Source organism: Alcanivorax sp. HI0007 (assembly GCF_001635525.1).
GTDB lineage: Bacteria > Pseudomonadota > Gammaproteobacteria > Pseudomonadales > Alcanivoracaceae > Alcanivorax.
In genome coordinates, this window is sequence record NZ_LWEJ01000253.1 from 1 (window position 1) to 18,487 (window position 18,487).

Below are 18,487 nucleotides of genomic sequence, written 5' to 3' on the forward strand. Positions count from 1 at the left end.
CTTCGGAGGTGTATTTTTCGATGTCAATATCTTTGCTCATTGAGTTGTCCTAGTTTGAGGAGATGATAAAACGGGCAGATTCGCTGCCCGTTCTAGTCAGCGACTGGGTCTTATTGAAGTATGATCAAAGCTCCGCTATTTGCTGTAGGGCATCTTCATAAGCAAATAGTGTGTCGAAGTTTTCGTTGTAAATTAGGTAGAGGGCGGACTGTATGTTCTCGTGTGGCGTTTCTTCGATGGTATCTTTGAATATGTTGGTATGATGCATGCTTCCGGAAAGCACCATGAAGCTTTCGTCCTCCATTACCACCCAGTCAATGGTTTCAAAGGCCCTGGCTCCTTTGTATTTCTCAAGAGTCTCCTGAGCCAGAGAGAGGGAGTCCTGGTTTTCTTTTTCAATCATCGAGATTTGGTTTTTTATGCTCCGGACCTCTCTTTCGTGATTCTCAATATCGGCTATTGATTGCTGTTTGACACGAGGCCAAACCGTGTAGCTGGAGCCGTTTTCTGTTTTCCTTTCAGTCCAAGAATTACCGCTATCGATATGATTTTGGGCTTTCTTTAATAGTTGTTTTTCTCTCGCTATTTCTGATTCGAGTTCGTTTAACCTTTCCTGCAATGTGATCAGCCTGCTGTCGTTTTTTGCAGCATCGATCATTTCATTTGCTGTATCCCTGTAATTCTTTTCTATGTCCTTGAAATTACAGGTGTAACGAACGACATCTCGGCCCCGTTCGTCCTCAATGACAGACCAGTCTGTGCTCTCACAAAGCTTACGGTTATCCAGGGCCTGGCCAACTTTATATTCAGGGAGTAATTCAAGGCGCCCTTCCCGAATGACGTCTATTTCAGAAGAGCACCCGGATAGGGCTGCCAGGGAAATGCATGCTAGGGCTACTTTGAGGTTTTTCATGATGGTTCTCTTTTAAAATCGTTCCATGATGTGATTGGCTTAAGCACCAACCACAATTAATAGGAAACAGACGATCCAGACGATGAAGTACGCCAGGTTCTGCTTCAGGGCTTGGGATCGTTGGTAGAGATAGACGGGCACCAGCCACACCCATCCACCAAATGTGCTGGTGTCAGTGCCGGCTTTCTTGAGTCTCTTTTCATCCAGGAAAGACAGGGCAATATTGAGTATGAGAGTGATGTAAATGAAATGGCCGCTGGCAACGGCTTGCTCGGCACGGTACTCGCTGCTGTGAACCATGTAGGCCACAAAGTATTCCAGGGTGAGGCCGATCAGTGGGGCAAACGCCAGAATCCATACAACGGTGTTGTTGACTTTGGCGCCGGTTAGCGGCGGTGGGGTCGTATCATCAAAGTGTTCCCGAAGCTGGGTATCTTCGATGTTGGTCCAGTCCGCGAACCCCTTCTTCCAGACGGATGATCCGTGGCGCAGTGTGCCGTTGCTGATCAGGGTGATAAGATCGGTTTCAGAAACGCCCCCCTTCCTTTCCCCGTTGAGTTCGTAGAACCAGATCTCGTTCCCGGTGGTACTGTTTTCCATTGTTCATTCCTTGTAGTGGCTGTCCTTCCATGGTTTTTAGCCAAGCACAGGTCGAGTGCTGTGCCTGGGAAGGGCGGTCTCCCCCAAGCGCTGTGTCCGCTGGTTTGGAAGGTGTGTCTCAGTTTGAGTGTTATGTAATTCAAGACTCGCAAAGTATTGCAATGCTATACCTTAAGGGTCAAGTATTCCGGTACGACAGAGGTATGGCACTGCCGTAGCGTTGCTCTATCAGATTGATGGAGTGGGCGTGATGAGCTTTCCCGAGCGCCTGAAGGCAGCACGGTTGGCGTTGGGTCTGACCCAAGAGCAGTTGGGCGACGAGCTTCATGTGACCAAATCCACGATATCCGCCTGGGAAAATGGCCGTGATTCGCCCGGATTTCGTTTACTGCCGAAGTTGAAGGCGGTCCTCGGTGTATCGCTGGATCATCTGATCTGCGGTGATCAGGTTGAGGGTGCCTCAGAGCTGAAGTCCAAGTATGACGCTCAGGTACGTAATGACGCCGAAGCCCAACTGCTCAAGGGCTATCGGCGCCTGTCCGTTAAGCGTCGCCAAGGTCTGCTGGCCATGATTGATTAGCCTGCCTTCTTCCCGGCTAATTTCTGGCTGAGTTCCTGTGCCGACTGTGGTTGGACATTGCCCGATGGTGTAGCACCCTCCGGCACGAACTCCTCCACAAGCTGCAACCCTTCCTCCTCCGAGTACTCGAACTGAGCGTTGAGCAGGCCGGCATGGGCCACCTTGTCCAGCTCTGCCTGGTGGATGCCCTGGTTTTCCCTGGCCTTGGCCGTTTCTCTAGCGTAGCTGACGGCGTCCTCCATGGATTGCTCAGCGCGCAGTGTCAGATCCACGTAATAGATCGGCGCCCGGTGACTCTGGGTGGTGCTCTTCCCGCGTAGCTTCAATTCCAGGGGAAGGGTGGCCAGGTTGCCGCCACTGATGGCATGGAAGTAACGCAGCCGGGCAGCCAGGGTGCGGATGCTGTTGTAGCCGGTGGTCCGGAACACGAAGCAGCCCAGTTCATCCTCTTCCCCGATCCGTACATACAGCCGCCCGTAGGGCTTGCACAGATCGTGGGCGCCGAATTCGCATAGGTCGGGTGACGGGCAAGGCAGTTGCTTCAGGCCCTGGTCGGTGCGGCGCCGACAGGTCTCCCCGTCGCCACTGCACAGAGGGCGACCACTCTTGCGCTCGAAGAAGGTGTACTCCGCCCGCAGATTCAGGTCCGGATCATTGAAGGGCAGGGTGACGGGAATGCTGCGCAGCTTCTTGCCTTGTACTTCCTGGCGCAGCGTCTCATCCAGCGGGTGCGGTAGCCAGCCCTCCCGGGTCTGGATCTGGGTAGTGATGGTGAATTGGTCGTCTTTCTCCGGCAGACGCTTGCCGTTCTTTTCCACCATGCGGCCAATACTAATGCGGCCAATCACGGGGGGAGTAATCGCGAGTCCTTTGATCATGGGAATCTCCTGTTATAAAGAAACCGCACAGCCGCCGGGCAGGGCCCGGCGTTTATGCTGTTAGGCGTGGGGTGTTGAGTGAGGTGATGCGAGAACGATCAGGTGTTGGGTTTGACGAGGAACCGGCGACTGCCAGCGCGATGCTTGGGGAATTGCTGCAGTAGCGCGGGCTGAGTCTTGAGCAGGGCGTCAGTGTCGAGCACTGTACTGTCCTTGCTGCGCTTCCAGCTCACCTGGCCATCCATGAAATAAGCCCGTGCGGCGTCACCCATGCGTTGCTGTATGCGCTGCTTGAGCCGGGCTTCCCGTTCGGCCAGCCGGGCCAGCCGCTCCCGGATATCCAGCATCTCACTGAAATCACCGTTGAGTGCGGTGTCTTCAATGAGATCCAGGGTTTCGCCATCATCACGAGGGTAGAGCGCCCGCAGCGCCTGGTCGGCGGAGTCGGAGCCATCGGCCTCGGGTGGCATATCGGTTTCCACCAAGTGCCAGAAAGCCCGTTCCAGCTCGATCAGCTGGTTAGTGACCGTCTCATCCCGCTCAATGCGGTGTATCTGCAACTCCTGCCCGCAGATCAGCACCGCCACGTCCGCCGCCTGCTTGCCGGTGACCGCCAGTTGATGCTGTACCTGACACTGGATGTATTCCGGCACCCCATCGACCCAGAGCCTGGCGCCATTAAGGCCGGTGGTTTTGCATTCCAGGATCTGCACCTCTGGATTCCCCACTACCGAGTAATCCAGATTGGCCAGCATCCAGGACTTGTCGGCATCCGGGTGCTGAAGCACGGCATTTACCCGCCGCACCTTGTTGCCCGTCGCCTTGGCATAGGCCTCGGCCACCTTGGGTTCAAGAAGATTGCCCCAGTACAGCGGGGTATGAATGTCGTCAGGGTTGGGGGCCGGTAACAGCCCATCCCGCCCGGTCTTGATCATCCACAGTTCCAGCGGTGACTGATATGGGTTAAGTCCCACCGCCGCTGCGGCATCACTGGCGCCGATACCTTGCTTGCGGACCTTGAGCCACTGCTCCCGGTTCATGCCCTTGGTGGACACCAGACGCAGGGCTGGACGTGATGAGGGTTTGATGGCGCGGGGTGTGCTCATGAGTGACCTCCTTCCAGTTGGGTCAGCCGCTCGGTAAAGCGATCATGGAGATTGATCAGCCGATGGGTCTGGGGCGTTTGATCCGAGGGGATCTCATGACTGCCGCCCAGGCTGAAGAAGGTGACTACCAGTTCGCTGATCATCTGCTGGATCTCGTCCTTGGGCGGCAAATTGCCATCATTCTCGAGCAGATAGGTGCCCAGCTGTTCGCCCAGAATGGACACCACCTCGTACTCGAACACTCCAGGAAACCCTTGCGGGCCGTACCAGTAGGGCTGCACCTGCTTCCAGATATCAGGGATGAAGTCACACAGGGTGCTGATCAGTTCGATACAGCCATTACCCCAGATCTCCAGAAGTCGGTTGCCGCGCTCTTTGTTCAGCATTACCCCTTCATGGAGAAAGGCTCCCCAGAGGGCGGCCAGATGCGGGGAGAGTGGAGGCGCAGAGCATCTGGCTTCCGGGGCTACACGGCTATCGTGATTACGTTCTGTCATGGTCAGGCTCCAAACAATAAAAAGCCCGACCGGCACAGAGCGGGTCGGGCTTTAGTCGAGGGAAAAGAGTGAGTAGGGAATCAGTCAGGCCACCAGTTCCAGAGTCTGGCTCAGGGCCCGCTGCTTGATCTGGGCACCCTTGCCGAACCAGGCGGAATCCAGCCGGTTGTCGGTGCTGCGGGCGCGGCGTTCGTGGTCTACGAACTCGGTTACTGCATTCAGCAAGCCATAGGCCGTGCTCTTGGCAGACGGCAACTCCGCACCGCGACCGGCGCCGTCATACAGCGCCATGGCCTTCTTCATGGCCTGCTCGTTGGGCTTCACCAGCATGTCACCAGAGGCGTAGTTCACATCGGTGAAGACCGAGCGCATGACCTTCTCGGCGGTCTTGCGGGTGATGCGCCGCTCGCTGAGGGCCTTCAGCCGGTACATGAAGTCATCCCAGGCGGAGACGGAGATCCCCAGCTGTTTCTTGACGGCCTGGGCATCGAAGGTGGTGTTGTGGCGTACCTTCACCGCTTGGGCGGCTCCGTTCAGAGCCACCGCCAGGGTGTTGTTACACACCACTCGGATGCTGGTGAACTGGGCAGTGGTCGCCAAGGTACCGTCACAGGCGGTGGCCAGCAGCACATAGCCGTTGGTCTGGTCATTGCCAGCCAAAGAACCTGTTTGCCCGGTGCGGGCCAGCGCCCACAACTTGCGGCCACCTTTAAGAACGCCAGCAGTTTCCAGCTCAAAACCAGAGCGCTCGGTGAGATCTCGATAAAACTCCAGGATCTGCCGGGGCTGAACCACCTTGAAGCGGTTACTCACTACGGACAGAGGCGCCTGATTGTCGGAGCGAAACAGGACTTTCTGATCCGGGAAGGATGAGATTTGCCCGAGGGCGCCGGCCTCACTGCTAATGAAGCGAACAGGGGTCTCACGGATCTCCCAGTCCATGCCGGCTTCCCGCATCCAGACATTGAGGGGTTGTTGGCTGGCGAGCTGGTTGCCCAACCCATGCCAGGGGGTACGGCCTGCATAGGCCATGCTTTCGACAAGATGTGCCATGGTAAATCTCCAAGAATAACGATGAGCCCAAAACGGGCGGCTTAACGAATGAGAAGAGGTGGTTGAGTCAGTGGTAGAGCAAAAGCCGAAGAGTGAAGGCTCAGAGCCAGCCACGCTGGGCTAAGCTGACCCACTCGGAGCGGGACACGACGAAGTGATCCAAGACCCGCACATCGATCAGGGCCAGAGCGTCCTTGAGCCGGGTAGTGATGGTGCGATCAGCCTGGGAGGGCTCACAGCACCCGGAGGGATGGTTATGGGCGAAGATTACGGCAGCGGCATTGCAGGCCAGGGCCTGCTGTACCACCACACGGGGGTACACCGCCGCGCCATCAATGGTGCCGTTGAACAAGGGCTCGAAACTGAGCACCTTATGCTTGTTGTTGAGGAAGATGGCCGCGAAGACCTCGTTCTTCTTCTGGGCCAGGGCCATCTGCAGGAACTGGGCGACATCGGTGGGAGTGGTTAGCGCCTCCCGACCGGTCAGCTCATCCAGAAGAATGGTGGCCGCCGTACTGACAATTTCCTCAGGCTTAACGCAGCCCTGTACGTGGTACAGGCCCTGCTCGTTCTTTACGAAAGTGGGAATATCCATCCAGGCCTCCATAGCGGCATAAAGAAGCCCGCACTGGGCGGGCTTCAGGGGTGTGTGAGTGGTAAGGGGAGAGTGGGACTTACTCGGCATCGAGGCGGAAGCTGTGTCCGCAATCCAGGCATTCCAGGTTGTCGAGATAGGTCTCGTCGAGCTTGGCGCCCAGCGCAGCACCAGCTTCACCACCGGCCACGCCGCCAGCCAAACCGCCAAACACGGCACCGGCGATACCGCCGATGGCGGACCCGGCAGGGCCAAACGCCAGGCCGACCGTAGCGCCCACGCGAGCACCGCTGCTAGCCATGGCAATGCCGCTGGCGGCACCTGCAACCGTGCCTACAGAGCCGCCGACCTTGCGGCCATTCTGCAGGGCGACAACGCGGATGGAACGGCAGGACGGACATTGAATGATCATGAAACCTCCATGAGACAGGGTCAGGAAGGCCATTCCTTCCTGGCTTCATAGAGGTGATATATGGTTGAAAAAATCTGGGATAGTGGCCGCATTTCTCTTCATGCGGGTAGTTGAAGTTTCTGTGTAGTATTTGGATAGTTCGATACTACGCCGATCGCTCTTCTCTATTTAGTTGGCCGATGTTGGTGAGCTGCGGCCTAACATGCCTCTCATCTTCTCGACAGCACCTGCTTGGTGAATTCTCATACGAGTTAGGGCGGGCCTGAATATCGTGCATTTTTCGGTTTTATGATGCTCAAGAAAAGCAGCAATCAGGCGCGGCAGCTCCCGTTTCACTCCGAACAGGTTATTGGCCCCGCCAAGGTATATAGCCTGTTGGTATTCTAGGCTTGGCCAAGGTGGCACCTTTCTGTAGCCGAAGATACCTTTAATCACCCGGAATGTATGTTCACGTTAGTTCGCGCGCTGGTTTGCTGGTCTCGCATTGCTGTGCTGTCTTCCTCGTCGTGGATTGCATTCCAGAACGTTCAGCGATAAATCACTTAGTCTTGCGCTTCTTTCTTTGCGATTCTGGATATTGCAATAACTAGAATCTTGCACAGATTCAGCTCATCCCGCAGGCATCGAAAGTTCAAGGTGGAAGTTTCATCGGCATTCCGGGAAAGATAAATATTCGAAAAACAGCACACCGATTCAATTTTATACAGCGTATCTTCCATGGTCGGACCACACTTCCAAAACCATTTAAATGCAGCTTTATGCATAATGACTGCTTCACAGAGGAGACTTGCGACCTAAGGTTATTGACATTTGGTTGTTCAGCCAAATAAGATCAAGGGATGTCACTACGTAGACAGCCTGTTTATTTGGAGGAATTATGAGTTCTGTATCAATTCAGCCGCGCAAAGTCGCTTTTGATGTCTCGTCAGTGCCACGGCACTGGAATGGCGGTGACCCCGTGCTGACCCGCTTCTTTGATGCCCTCTCAGTGCATTTCCCGGAGGGGGAGCGCTTCTTTATCCAGTCAGTGCGTAACTTCAAGGATCAAGTGACAGATGATCAGCTGAGCGAGGATATTCGTCACTTTATTCGCCAGGAAGGTCAGCACGGGATTGTCCATGATCGTTTCAACGATGTGATGGCCAGCCAGGGCGTGGATGTGGATAAGGTCACTGCGAATCTAAGGACCTTTATTCGCACCACACAAAAGTACCTGCCGAAGAAGTATCAGCTCGCCATGACGGCGGCGTTTGAGCACTTTACGGCAACCCTGGGCGAAACCATGGTCAGCGAGAAGAGCGAGATGTTTAGCGAGGCTGACCCCGTCATGAGAGCGCTATTTCTGTGGCACGGGGTCGAAGAAGTAGAGCACAAGGCCGTGGCCTATGATCTTTATCAGGGCGCAGCAGGTGGAGGCTACTTGACGCGCGCGTCTGCGTTGGTGGTTGCGACCCTGATGGTTCACCTTGTCGTGGCTCCAGTATTTTGGAATATGCTCAAGCTTGATGGCGTAACGCGCCAGCCTGGTGTGATTCTGCGAGGCCTGAACAAGCTTTATGGGCGAAAAGGTATTCTCACAGGCATGCTGCCTGATTTCCTCGCTTGGTTCCGCCCTGGATTTCACCCTTGGGATACCGGTATGCCTGAGAAGGTTGCCGCGTGGTTGGCGGAGTATGAGACTCATGGAGATCCGATGCGGGCATCGGAAACCATTTACGGTCCGGCTCCAGTGAGTGAGGCAGCCTGATGCATGGAGACAAGCAGGATGTCCCCAGTACCGTCGATGTTCCTCATACACATCGGCCTGGGCGTCACTGTGGCAGTTCAGCTATCAGAGACCTGCTGGAGTTTCATGGGCTTAATTTGACGGAAGCTTTCTGCTTCGGGCTGGGTGCCGGGCTTGGTATTACTTATGTGGAAATACCAGGCACGGACACCCCGTTTATTGTCCATGTCCGTTCAATGGGATTTGAGGAAACGGTGTTCTCTACACTGGGCGTGCCGTTTCGCTGGGAAACTTGGCAAGATAAATGTGCTGCCGCCGATGCGCTGGATGCCCATCTTGATGCGGGGCGGCCTGCGCTTCTCTTAACTGATATTTTTTACCTTCCTTATTTCAAGAGCAGTACACATTTCCCCGGTCACGCCATCGTCGCCTGGCAGCGAGCCGAGAAGGGCGAGACGATGCTCGTTAGCGATACCGAGCGCCCAGGGCTTTTAGAGGTGCCTCGTGACAAGTTGGTTGAAGCCAGATTCTCCTTGTCGCCACCCTTTATCCATCATGGTTCATTGTTCGCACCCGAAAGTGTTTCGGTTCAGGTGTCTGCCGATAACGTGCGCAGTGCGATTGTGAAGAATGCAGATAATCTCCTGCAAGGAAGCAGGAATCACGGTATTCAAGCGCTAACAACTTGGATCCAGGAACTTCCTCGCTGGAAGGCAGTGGATAAATGGCAATGGTTGCTCCGTTTCGCCTATCAAGTGATCGAGAAGCGTGGAACGGGGGGCAGCGGCTTTAGAGCGATGTATTCAGAATTTCTCGATGAAGCGAGTGAAATTGTTCCTGAAATACATGAGGCAGGCTTGGTCGAGTTGATGCGCACGAGTGCTGCGGCATGGTCCGCTCTGGCTGATTGTCTGCGAAAGGGGTCCGAAAGTGAAACATTCCCTGAAGAGGCAATAACGGACGCCATTGAATCTGTGCGTGTTGCAGAGACCCGGTATGCGGATGCCGCTTCAACATTCTGATAAAAAGTTGCTAACTATGACAGCTGAGACATCACTCCCGAGAGAACTGCTTGCCGCAAAGGCTTTTTTTGGTTCAGGGCATCCGTTGTTCAGGGTTTTTGGTATCGCAATGGATGACATTACCAAAGATGGCGCGGTAATGAGCATGCCTTGTGTGGAAGAGGTTTGTGATCAACAGGGAAAGCTTCATCGGGGAGCCATCGCTACCTTGCTTGATACGGCATGTGGTTTGGCGATTTTTGTGCGCCTCGGCGACATGCGCCCAATTGCGACAATTGACTTGCGCGTTGATTTCATCGCTAAACCCGAGGCTGGCGAAGGGGTGGCATGTAATGTCACCTGTTTTGCAGTTGAAGAAAATATTGCTTATGTCCGTGGAGAGGCATTTGGGCGTGATGGCGGCAATTTGCTGGCGTCGGTATCAGGCAGTTTTGCGATAGGAACGGCAGGCCCGTCCTTTGATCAATCTGTGAATCCTAGCAATAAGAGAGCCCCCTCCAAGAAAAAAACAATCGATGATGAAGGAATCATCAGCTTCGAAACAGAAAGGGTAACCGCTCTCTCTACTGTGGTCGGCGATGTATCACCATACGAAAAATTTCTTGGTATGACGGCTTCGGACGATAATGGCGAAGCAACCTATAAAATGCCGTTTCGCGAGCAGCACATTGGCAACCCTCTGATCAAGACTTTTCATGGCGGTATTATCGCAAGCTTCGCGGAGCTTGTTGCTGGCGCGCACTTAACAGCGAATCAGACTGAACAAAATAAGCCAGTATGTTCAAGTATGACTCTGGATTATTTGCGCCCGGCCTTTGCGGGTACGTTGGTGGCCAAGCCGAACATTATTCGTGAAGGAAAGCGCTTCATTGTGGTTGTTGTGGATGTGTTTCTTGATGGCGCCCAGGTTTCCCGAGGTCGCTTCATTTATAAGAGAGCCTTCGCTTCCAGCTAATCCAATCTATAAACAACCCTCCCCCCTTCCTTTTCTGCCTCAATAGAGGAGTTCTGTTATGTATATTTCACAGACTTTGCGCCGTGCGGTTCAATTAAACGGCCAAGGTACGGCTACCGTTTTTGCTGGTCGGCGGCAAACCTGGCGAGAGTTTGAAGACCGTATCGCATGCCTTGCTAACGGGTTGCTAAGTCTGGGCGTCAATGCGGGTGACAGGGTTGCCATACTGGCATTAAACAGCGATCGCTACCTGGAGTATTTCTATGCAGTGCCGTGGGCCGGTGCGGCAGTGAATCCCGTCAATATTCGGCTCGCACCACCTGAAATCGCCTATACCTTGAATGACTCAGGTTCTAAAGTGCTTTTCGTTGATGACACCTTTGCAGCATTGCTGCCATCCCTACAGCCACAGCTTGAGTCTATCAAGCATGTTGTCTTCATGGGTGAGGGTGAGTGTCCACAAGGGTGTATTGATTATGAATCCCTTGTCGCCAACGCCGATCGAATCCGTGACGCCAATGCTGGCGGTGACGATCTGGCGGGGCTGTTTTATACCGGTGGTACCACTGGGCGGTCAAAAGGCGTGATGCTGAGTCATGACAACCTGGTATTCAATGCCCTAAACGTGGTTGCCGAGATGGGCTATGACAGTGACACCATATATATGCATGCCGGGCCCATGTTCCACTTGGCTGATATGGCCAGCACGTTTGCCGTGACACTGGCTGCGGGGACACATGGCATTGTTCCTCGCTTTGATGTTGATGAAGTGCTGGCTTTCATTGAGCAGGAGAAAGTCACGAACACCCTGTTGGTGCCGACCATGGTCAATCTTCTAGCCTCATCTGGGCGCATCGCCAATTACGATGTCAGCAGCATAAAACGCATGCTGTATGGCGCCTCGCCAATGCCAGAGGCGGTATTGATTAGTGCTATGGAACAAATGCCGACAGTGTCATTTGCTCAGGGCTATGGCCAGACCGAAGCCTCCCCAATCATTACCTCACTCGGGCCAGAACATCACATTCCCGGCGGAGAAAAATTACGTAGCGCCGGTCGCGCAGCACTGGGTGTGGAGGTGGTGGTGCTTGATGAAAATGATCAGGTGGTATCTCAAGGTACGGTTGGCGAAATATGTGCGCGGGGACCAAACGTCATGTTGGGTTACTGGGGAATGGAATCAACAACCGCTGATACCTTGCGCAATGGTTGGCTACATACCGGCGACCTTGGCTACATGGACGAGGATGGATTTGTCTTCATCGTTGATCGAGCCAAGGACATGGTAATCAGCGGTGGAGAAAATATTTTCTCTGTTGAAGTTGAAGGTGCCATTTATAGCCATCCTGCGGTACAGGAGTGCGCGGTAATTGGTATTCCCGATGAACGCTGGGGTGAAGCTGTGCATGCAATCGTGGTGCTGCGTGAAGGAGAGCACGCCAGTGAGGCAGAGATTATCGAACATTGCCGTGAAAGAATTGCAGGTTACAAAGTGCCTCGTAGCGTTGATTTTAAGGCAGAGTCGTTGCCGGTGAGTGGGGCAGGTAAGGTGCTGAAAAACGAACTGCGAGCCCCCTTTTGGGAGAGCAACGGTAAACAGGTTAATTGAGTAATTGATGACCTTGTATTGCGAAATTTATTGGCTTGGAGGCTTCCATGAATCTGGATTTCAGTAATGACGAAAAAGAATTTCGTAAGAGTATCCGGCAGTGGATGAAGGAAAATGTGCCTGATGATATTCGGCGCTGTACTGCCCGAGGAGCGATGCCAGACAAGAATATGCAGCAACGATGGGAGCGTTTGCTGGGCAGTCAAGGTTGGCTCACGTCTACTTGGCCAGAACAATTTGGTGGCCCAGGGTGGAGCGCAACCCAGCGGTATATTTTCGATCAGGAACGCGCCTCGGCAGGGGCTCCGCCAACAAGTCCTTTTGGTGTGGCCATGGTTGGGCCGGTGTTATATACCTTTGGTTCTGAAGCACAGAAGGAACGGTGGTTGCCCGGCATTCAGCGTGGCGAAACGCTATGGTGCCAAGGTTATTCTGAGCCCAATGCGGGCTCAGATCTGGCCTCGTTAAAAACGCGAGCCACGCGTAATGGCGACCATTATTTGGTTAATGGTCAAAAAATCTGGACGACACAGGCCCATTGGGCAGACATGATGTTTTGCTTGGTGCGAACGGATAGCACCGTGAAACAGCAGCAGGGTATTTCATTCCTGCTGATCGATATGAAAACCCCCGGGCTTGAAGTACGGCCGATTTATTCAATTGATGGGCATCATCACCTTAACGAAGTCTATTTTACCGACGTGAAAGTGCCTGTGGAAAATTTGGTGGGTCAAGAAGGAATGGGGTGGACCATTGCCAAGTTTCTTCTTACCCACGAACGCACCACCATTGCCGGTGTGGCGGATATTCACTACGAAATCAATCGCCTTAAAAGTGCTATCGATGCGCTACCAACGGAAACAGATAAGCAGTTGGCGGTGCGTCGGTTGGCTGGCTTGGAAGTCGATCTTATGGCACTGGAATACACCAACTTTCGCACCGTTGCTGCCACAGATGAAGGCAAGCCGTTCGGCCCAGAATCGTCAGGACTGAAAATCAAAGGCACGGAACTACAGCAAAGGGTTTCCCAAGCGATGGTGGAAATCGGAGGTTTGATGTCTTTGCCATGGGATAACGAGGAGCCCATTGGGGAGCAAATTTTTAATCAGGCCAGTCGCCGCTATAACTTCCTGCGTGCGTGCACCATCTATGGTGGATCTAACGAGATCCAGAAAAACGTGTTGGCGAAGATGTTGCTCGGATTGTGAGGTGAAAAATGGATTTCAAGTTACCCGAAAATACCACCATGATTGCGGATACCGCGCGCCGTTATCTTAAAGACAACTATTCATTTGACACCTACATTGCACAGTTGAATGAGAGTAATCACCTTGAAGCGAATCGCTGGCAGGCCATGAATGATTTGGGTTGGTTTGGCCTTCCGTTTGCTGAATCTGTTGGAGGGTATGGCGGCTCATTGCTTGACGTGTGCGCCATTGTTCAGGAGTTAGGAGCCGCGCTTTGTCTTGACCCTTTTGTCGATTTAATTGTTTCCCCCGGCAAGTTATTGGAGTTCGCCAATACGCCAACATCCTTGGCGTTGCTTGATCGCATTATTGCTGGTGAGGCACGTGTGGCTTGCGGTCTTTATGACCGGCATGCCGGTTATCACGTGCTGAACCCTTCCTTGAGGCTAAACGGAGAACGACTTTCCGGGCAGAAGCACGTTGTGTCTGATGGTGGCGTTGCAGACGCCGTGCTCGTCTCCGCTATGTCTGGTGATGAGTTGGTCATTGTCGCGCTACCTTTCGACGCCTGTGACGTTGAAAGATATCGACTGCTCGATGGAAGCCGTGCTGCCAGTTTGACGCTTGATGATGTGCTCATCACAGACGAAATGGTTTTGTGTCGTGGTGATGCGGCAAAGCAAGCGGTTTCTGCCTGGTTCGATTATCTGTGCGCATTGGACTGCGCACGTATGTACGGCGCCTGCCGAGAGGTGTATCAGGCCACTCTGGAATACGCTCGAACGCGTAAACAGTTTGGTAGAACGATTGGCAGTTTTCAGGTAATCCAGCACTACCTTGTTGATGCGTTTATTGATCTCCAGCAGCTGGAATCCATGCTCTTGATGGTGTCAGTAAAAGGAGAGAGCGCAAACGTCGGTGAGCGCGGGCGCGCGACAGCGGCGGCAAAGGCTTACTACGCAAACCGGGCCGTTGGTATCACTCAGCAAGGTATCCAGATCCATGGTGGCGTTGGTGTTACGGAAGAGCTGAACATTGGCCATTACTTCCGTCTGGTGACACATGCATCATTGAGTCATGGCGACCGAGAGCACCACATGTCACGGTTTATTCAGGCGGGGGAGAAGCAAAATGAAGTCGTTTGATTTTATCGTCGTGGGGGCGGGCTCTTCGGGCTGTGTTCTTGCCAACCGGTTAAGCGAGTGCGGCAAGTATTCCGTTTGTCTTATTGAGGCCGGCCCCCACGATAATAGCGGTTTTATTAATATTCCGTTTGGACTCATCGGTCTAATTAAACAAGGAAAGCGAAACTGGGGCTACGACACCGCGCCACAAAGTCACCTTAATAAAAGGCGCCTCTACTGGCCGCGAGGAAAAACACTGGGGGGCAGCAGCTCAATCAATGCCATGGTCTACATTCGAGGCCAACAACAAGACTATGATGACTGGGCAGCGCAAGGCGCAACAGGGTGGGCGTGGAAAGATGTGCAGCCGGTATTCAATGCACATGAAAACAATGAACAATACTCCGCTGACAATTGGCATGGTGTGGGTGGGCCACTGAATGTTACCCGAGTCAGGGATGTTAACCCGTTAACCCCGCTGTTTATTAAGTCCGGTGAAGAGCTGGGTTATACCCGAAACGATGATTTTAACGGGCCGGAACAGAAAGGCTTTGGCCGGTTTCAGGTAACACAAAAAGAAGGGCGCCGGTGGAGTGCCGCGCGTGCTTTCCTGGATCCTGCACGTGGCCGCGATAACTTGCACATCATGACGGATGTGCAGGTAACCAAGGTGTTACTGGATTGCGGCAGGGCGATTGGCGTCGAAATTTGTGATAGTGATGGTGCTCAATCGGTCATTCGTACGAACAAAGAAGTCATCCTGTCCGGTGGGGCGATCAATACCCCTCAGTTGCTGATGTTGTCGGGTATTGGAGAGCGAGAGCACCTATCGAAAATCGGCATCACCTGTTTGCAAGACTCGCCGGAAGTTGGGGAGAACCTTCAAGATCACCTTGATATGACCGTCATGATCAAGGACAAAAGCCGTCAATCAATCGGCATGTCACCGTTTTTTATACCTCGGCTGATTAGTGCCTTCTACCAGTATTTTCGTCATCGGCGCGGCTTTCTTGCCAGTAACGCGGCGGAAGCAGGGGCTTTTGTCAGCCTGCTCAGCGAGCCGGATCGTCCGGATGCTCAGCTACACTTTTTACCGGCTTATCTTCGAGATCATGGACGTCAGTTGACGCCAGGGTTTGGTTGTACGATTCATGTGTGCCAACTCAGGCCTAAGAGTCGAGGACAGATTCGATTGGCCAATAGCGATCCATTTGCTGCGCCTTTGATAGACCCAAACTATCTTTCTCATCCTGACGATATTCTTGTGCTCCGTGAAGGCGTGAAACTAGCCAGAAAAGTGTTTCACAGTCATTCTTTCAGCTCTGCTTTTGGCGGTGATGACGAACCGGCTTCCAGCGTGGAGAGTGATGACCAGATTGACGCGGATATTCGCCAGCGCGCTGAAACAATCTACCATCCCGTCGGCACTTGCCGAATGGGTAGTGATGAAAAAGCGGTGGTGGATGTCCGTCTGCGGGTAAACGGTGTGAAGGGGTTGCGTGTCGCCGATGCCTCGATCATGCCACTGTTGATCAGTGGTAATACGAACGCGCCATGTATGATGATTGGCGAGCGAGCGGCACAATTCATTCTAGAGGATGCGCAATAAAGATCGGCTAGAGAAAAGCTATGATAAAAGGTGTAATGCCGGAGTTGCATGGAAGCAATTCCGGCATTTTTTTGTGTGTCTTTTAGCAAACGGTGGTGACAGAGTCGTCAACTATTCAGAGGTTCCCTAAACCCCCTTGAGCATTATTATGCCGCCGGATTGCTATACAGCTCATGCAGTTGGCCACCTTCAGCGAACAACTTCTCACGCCACAGTTTTTCCAGCCCTTTGGTGTCATGTTGATCAGGGTGGAAATCCGGCTGAATGAACTCAGGAAGGCGCGAAAGGATTTGCGATACAAACCCGTTACGACCTAGCAAAATATTCAGACCTTTAACATTATCGCTGATGTTGCCGAGCTGGCCGTCTTTGACAAGCATCCAGCTCCAGGTGATGCCCAGCATCGGCAGCAAGACGACCATCGAGGCGAGGGCTGCAGCCACGCGCTCTGTACGGCTGTTACCAATAAGCTCATATACGTCGTAGGCAACAGATTTGTGTTCCAGCTCTTCGAGCGCATGCCACTGCCATATTTTGAGCATTTCAGGGTCTGCCTGGCGTACAAAATTCTCGTCTTCAAGCAGCTGCTCGGCGAGAAGCGCAGTAAAGTGCTCCATAAACGTGGTGGCGGCTAGCCGAGTGCTCGGCGGCAACTTCTCTAGTATGGCCAAGCCAATTTTGACAAACCGATCTGGCGACTGCATGTCATAGCCGTACTCGGCGAGAATCTGGTTCAGCCTGTCGTGCTCTCGTCCGTGAATGGCCTCCTGCCCCATGAAGCCCGATATGGCCGCCCGTAGAGATTCGTCCTTAACCTGACCACGAAAGTGTCTAACGGACTCCATGAAATAGCGTTCACCAGGTGGGAAAAAACCGGAGAGCATGGCAAAGAAAGTCGTTGCTGTGGCATTTCCAGCATAAAAATACTTTGGAATGGAATCCGGAAATTGAAAATTGATATGACGCGGTGGAATGCCCACCAGTGCGCCGCTGAGTTTCTTAATGCTTTTTACCGTATTAGACGAGCGCATATCGCCTCCAATCAATAATGTGATAGTTAAAGAGAAAAATGTCAGGCCATGCCCTGATGCGTTTTTTTATTTTTGCTGCTTTGCTGTTTTTTAAACATAATTTCAAGCAAGCGTTGGTAGCCTGTGGGTATCAGTCTCTGTGTGGTGTCCAGCATGACCGCGTCACCGCCTACCAAAACTCTTCGCCGGTTTTTCCGCACGCCTTTCAGGATGGTTCTAGCGGCAGCTTCGGGTGTGGTCATGGCAATTTTTTCGAACATGCTGGCAATCTCTTCTTTGTCGCCCATGTTCATGCTGCCCATGTCTCCCATGCGACTATTACGCGCGATGTTGGTCTTTACTCCACCTGGATGAACGCAAGTCGCGCTGACAAGGCCGCCCGCGATATCCAGCTCTTCACGTAATGATTCTGTAAATCCGCGAACAGCAAATTTTGCGGCGTTGTAGGCTGACTGGGTTGGAACACCGATAATGCCGAAAACGCTGGAGATATTGACGATATGGCCTTCACCTATTTTCTGGAGATGGGGAAGAAATGCCTTTGTACCGTATACGACACCCCAGAAATTGATATTCATCAGCCATTCAAAGTTTTCATAGCTCATGTTCTCGACGGTCTCACCCAGTCCCACACCGGCATTGTTCATGATGAGATTTACTTTTCCGTGTGTTGATACGGTATCTTCCGCGTATTGATAAACCGCATTTTTGTTGCTGACATCAACAACATGAGTGCTGATGTTGACGGCGTAGCCTGCCAGTAATTCGACCGTCTTCTCTAGGCTTTCTTCGCTGATATCAGAGATCGCTAAGTGGCAGCCTTCTTTTGCTAGAGCAATCGCCGTGGCTTGCCCGATGCCCGACCCGGCGCCAGTGATCGCCGCGACTTTTCCTGAAAATGATTTCATCGTTGCGCCTCTATATTGAGTGTGTTGCTCAGAAGTTTTTGGACGAGATTGCGTTTCGTTTTATGTAGGTTTGTCGTTTCGAATTTAAGGTGGCCATCATTCATTTTTCCATAACGAAGCGCCGGCAGGTCGTGAAGATAATCGTTGAGGTTTTGCCAAGGATCTTTGTTGCCTTGGCGTGGCAGGCGGTCATCAGCACGTTGAATGTAGCCAGAGCGAAGGTTGAGAAAGTTGACATCAGAGCCACACCCTTCCTCGTCGATAGGGGTCACCTTTTCTGCGCCTGTCTTGCGCATATGCTTGAGAAGCCGACAAACAAATTCGGAGGCAATATCTGCCTTGAGGGTCCAGGACGCGTTGGTATAGCCAAAGACCAGTGCCATATTAGGCACTTTTTCCAGCATTAAGCCTTTGTACATCATGGTGTTTGAGAGATTGACGTGCGTACCATCAACACGTAGCTCTGCGCCGCCCAACATTTGCAAATCCAGACCGGTAGCTGTGACGATAATATCGGCAGGTATCCAATCCCCAGATTCCAGTTTTATACCGGTTTTGGTGACATTTTTTATATGATCCGTCACCACGGAAGCCTTGCCTTCACGAAGCACCTTGAACAGATCCCCCTTGGGAACTGCGCACATTCGTTCCTCCCATGGGTTGTAGTGAGGTTGAAAATGCT

Annotated in this window: 18 protein-coding genes and 1 pseudogene; 8 read left to right on the top strand and 11 right to left on the bottom strand. The window is 52.9% G+C overall.

Going from position 1 to position 18,487, the window contains the following annotated elements; all coding sequences use genetic code 11:
• Positions 1-124: 124 nt before the first annotated feature.
• Together A3714_RS14030 and A3714_RS14035 are read right to left on the bottom strand one after the other, a co-directional pair.
• Positions 125-913, bottom strand: coding sequence for a hypothetical protein (locus A3714_RS14030; RefSeq protein WP_063508933.1), 789 nt, complete (start codon positions 911-913; stop codon positions 125-127).
• Positions 914-952: 39 nt separating this feature from the next.
• Positions 953-1,513 carry a DUF4339 domain-containing protein gene (locus A3714_RS14035; RefSeq protein ID WP_063508934.1) on the bottom strand — a complete coding sequence of 187 codons (561 nt, stop codon included), beginning with the start codon at positions 1,511-1,513 and terminating at the stop codon, positions 953-955.
• A gap of 250 nt (positions 1,514-1,763) precedes the next feature.
• On the opposite strand from A3714_RS14035, the gene A3714_RS14040 reads away from it, so the two are divergent.
• Positions 1,764-2,093 (top strand): helix-turn-helix domain-containing protein, encoded by a 330-nt coding sequence (locus tag A3714_RS14040; RefSeq protein WP_230457725.1) that lies wholly within the window; start codon positions 1,764-1,766, stop codon positions 2,091-2,093.
• On the opposite strand, the gene A3714_RS14045 is transcribed toward A3714_RS14040, so the two are convergent.
• The 6 genes from A3714_RS14045 to A3714_RS14070 all read right to left on the bottom strand — a co-directional run bounded on the left by A3714_RS14045 (position 2,090) and on the right by A3714_RS14070 (position 6,634).
• Positions 2,090-2,971, bottom strand: a complete 882-nt coding sequence (locus A3714_RS14045; protein WP_063508936.1) for a hypothetical protein — start codon at positions 2,969-2,971, stop codon at positions 2,090-2,092. The genes A3714_RS14040 and A3714_RS14045 overlap by 4 nt on opposite strands.
• Positions 2,972-3,069: 98 nt before the next feature.
• Entirely contained in the window at positions 3,070-4,077 is a 1,008-nt protein-coding gene (locus A3714_RS14050; protein ID WP_063508937.1) for a YqaJ viral recombinase family protein, read from the bottom strand.
• Positions 4,074-4,574: a hypothetical protein gene (locus tag A3714_RS14055; RefSeq protein WP_231866048.1), complete on the bottom strand. Its 501-nt coding sequence runs from the start codon at positions 4,572-4,574 to the stop codon at positions 4,074-4,076. Before A3714_RS14055 ends, A3714_RS14050 begins: the two co-directional genes overlap by 4 nt.
• A gap of 84 nt (positions 4,575-4,658) precedes the next feature.
• Positions 4,659-5,627, bottom strand: coding sequence for a DUF932 domain-containing protein (locus A3714_RS14060; RefSeq protein WP_063508939.1), 969 nt, complete (start codon positions 5,625-5,627; stop codon positions 4,659-4,661).
• Between the two features lie 100 nt (positions 5,628-5,727).
• Complete coding sequence (locus A3714_RS14065; RefSeq protein ID WP_063508940.1) at positions 5,728-6,222, bottom strand: RadC family protein; 495 nt, start codon at positions 6,220-6,222, stop codon at positions 5,728-5,730.
• Positions 6,223-6,301: 79 nt separating this feature from the next.
• The gene (locus tag A3714_RS14070; protein WP_035248785.1) at positions 6,302-6,634 is read right to left on the bottom strand and encodes a membrane protein; all 333 of its coding nucleotides are present in this window, start codon (positions 6,632-6,634) and stop codon (positions 6,302-6,304) included.
• Between the two features lie 877 nt (positions 6,635-7,511).
• Between A3714_RS14070 and A3714_RS14075 the strand changes: the two genes are divergently transcribed.
• Genes A3714_RS14075 through A3714_RS14105 form a run of 7 tightly spaced genes read left to right on the top strand, consistent with a single transcriptional unit; the run spans position 7,512 to position 15,866 of the window.
• Positions 7,512-8,381, top strand: a complete 870-nt coding sequence (locus tag A3714_RS14075; RefSeq protein WP_035248744.1) for a metal-dependent hydrolase — start codon at positions 7,512-7,514, stop codon at positions 8,379-8,381.
• Positions 8,381-9,382 (top strand): BtrH N-terminal domain-containing protein, encoded by a 1,002-nt coding sequence (locus A3714_RS14080; protein ID WP_052042942.1) that lies wholly within the window; start codon positions 8,381-8,383, stop codon positions 9,380-9,382. Before A3714_RS14075 ends, A3714_RS14080 begins: the two co-directional genes overlap by 1 nt.
• A 16-nt stretch (positions 9,383-9,398) precedes the next feature.
• On the top strand, positions 9,399-10,337 hold the full coding sequence (locus A3714_RS14085; RefSeq protein ID WP_035248780.1) for a PaaI family thioesterase: 939 nt from the start codon (positions 9,399-9,401) through the stop codon (positions 10,335-10,337).
• Between the two features lie 58 nt (positions 10,338-10,395).
• Positions 10,396-11,946 (top strand): long-chain-fatty-acid--CoA ligase, encoded by a 1,551-nt coding sequence (locus A3714_RS14090; RefSeq protein WP_035248742.1) that lies wholly within the window; start codon positions 10,396-10,398, stop codon positions 11,944-11,946.
• A gap of 47 nt (positions 11,947-11,993) precedes the next feature.
• On the top strand, positions 11,994-13,154 hold the full coding sequence (locus A3714_RS14095; protein ID WP_007150215.1) for an acyl-CoA dehydrogenase family protein: 1,161 nt from the start codon (positions 11,994-11,996) through the stop codon (positions 13,152-13,154).
• Between the two features lie 8 nt (positions 13,155-13,162).
• Positions 13,163-14,278, top strand: coding sequence for an acyl-CoA dehydrogenase family protein (locus A3714_RS14100; RefSeq protein WP_035248740.1), 1,116 nt, complete (start codon positions 13,163-13,165; stop codon positions 14,276-14,278).
• Positions 14,265-15,866 (top strand): GMC family oxidoreductase, encoded by a 1,602-nt coding sequence (locus A3714_RS14105; protein WP_035248738.1) that lies wholly within the window; start codon positions 14,265-14,267, stop codon positions 15,864-15,866. The genes A3714_RS14100 and A3714_RS14105 overlap by 14 nt, the downstream gene beginning before the upstream one ends.
• 146 nt (positions 15,867-16,012) lie before the next feature.
• Here A3714_RS14105 and A3714_RS14110 read toward each other — a convergent pair whose 3' ends face one another.
• The 3 genes and pseudogenes from A3714_RS14110 to A3714_RS14120 form a co-directional block, all read right to left on the bottom strand.
• The gene (locus A3714_RS14110) at positions 16,013-16,897 is read right to left on the bottom strand and encodes a metal-dependent hydrolase (protein ID WP_007149555.1); all 885 of its coding nucleotides are present in this window, start codon (positions 16,895-16,897) and stop codon (positions 16,013-16,015) included.
• A 41-nt stretch (positions 16,898-16,938) separates the two neighbouring features.
• Positions 16,939-17,805: an SDR family oxidoreductase gene (locus tag A3714_RS14115; RefSeq protein ID WP_007150445.1), complete on the bottom strand. Its 867-nt coding sequence runs from the start codon at positions 17,803-17,805 to the stop codon at positions 16,939-16,941.
• Positions 17,802-18,487 (bottom strand): annotated as a pseudogene (locus tag A3714_RS14120) (NAD(P)/FAD-dependent oxidoreductase); the annotation flags it as partial. The pseudogene A3714_RS14120 and the gene A3714_RS14115, both read right to left, overlap by 4 nt.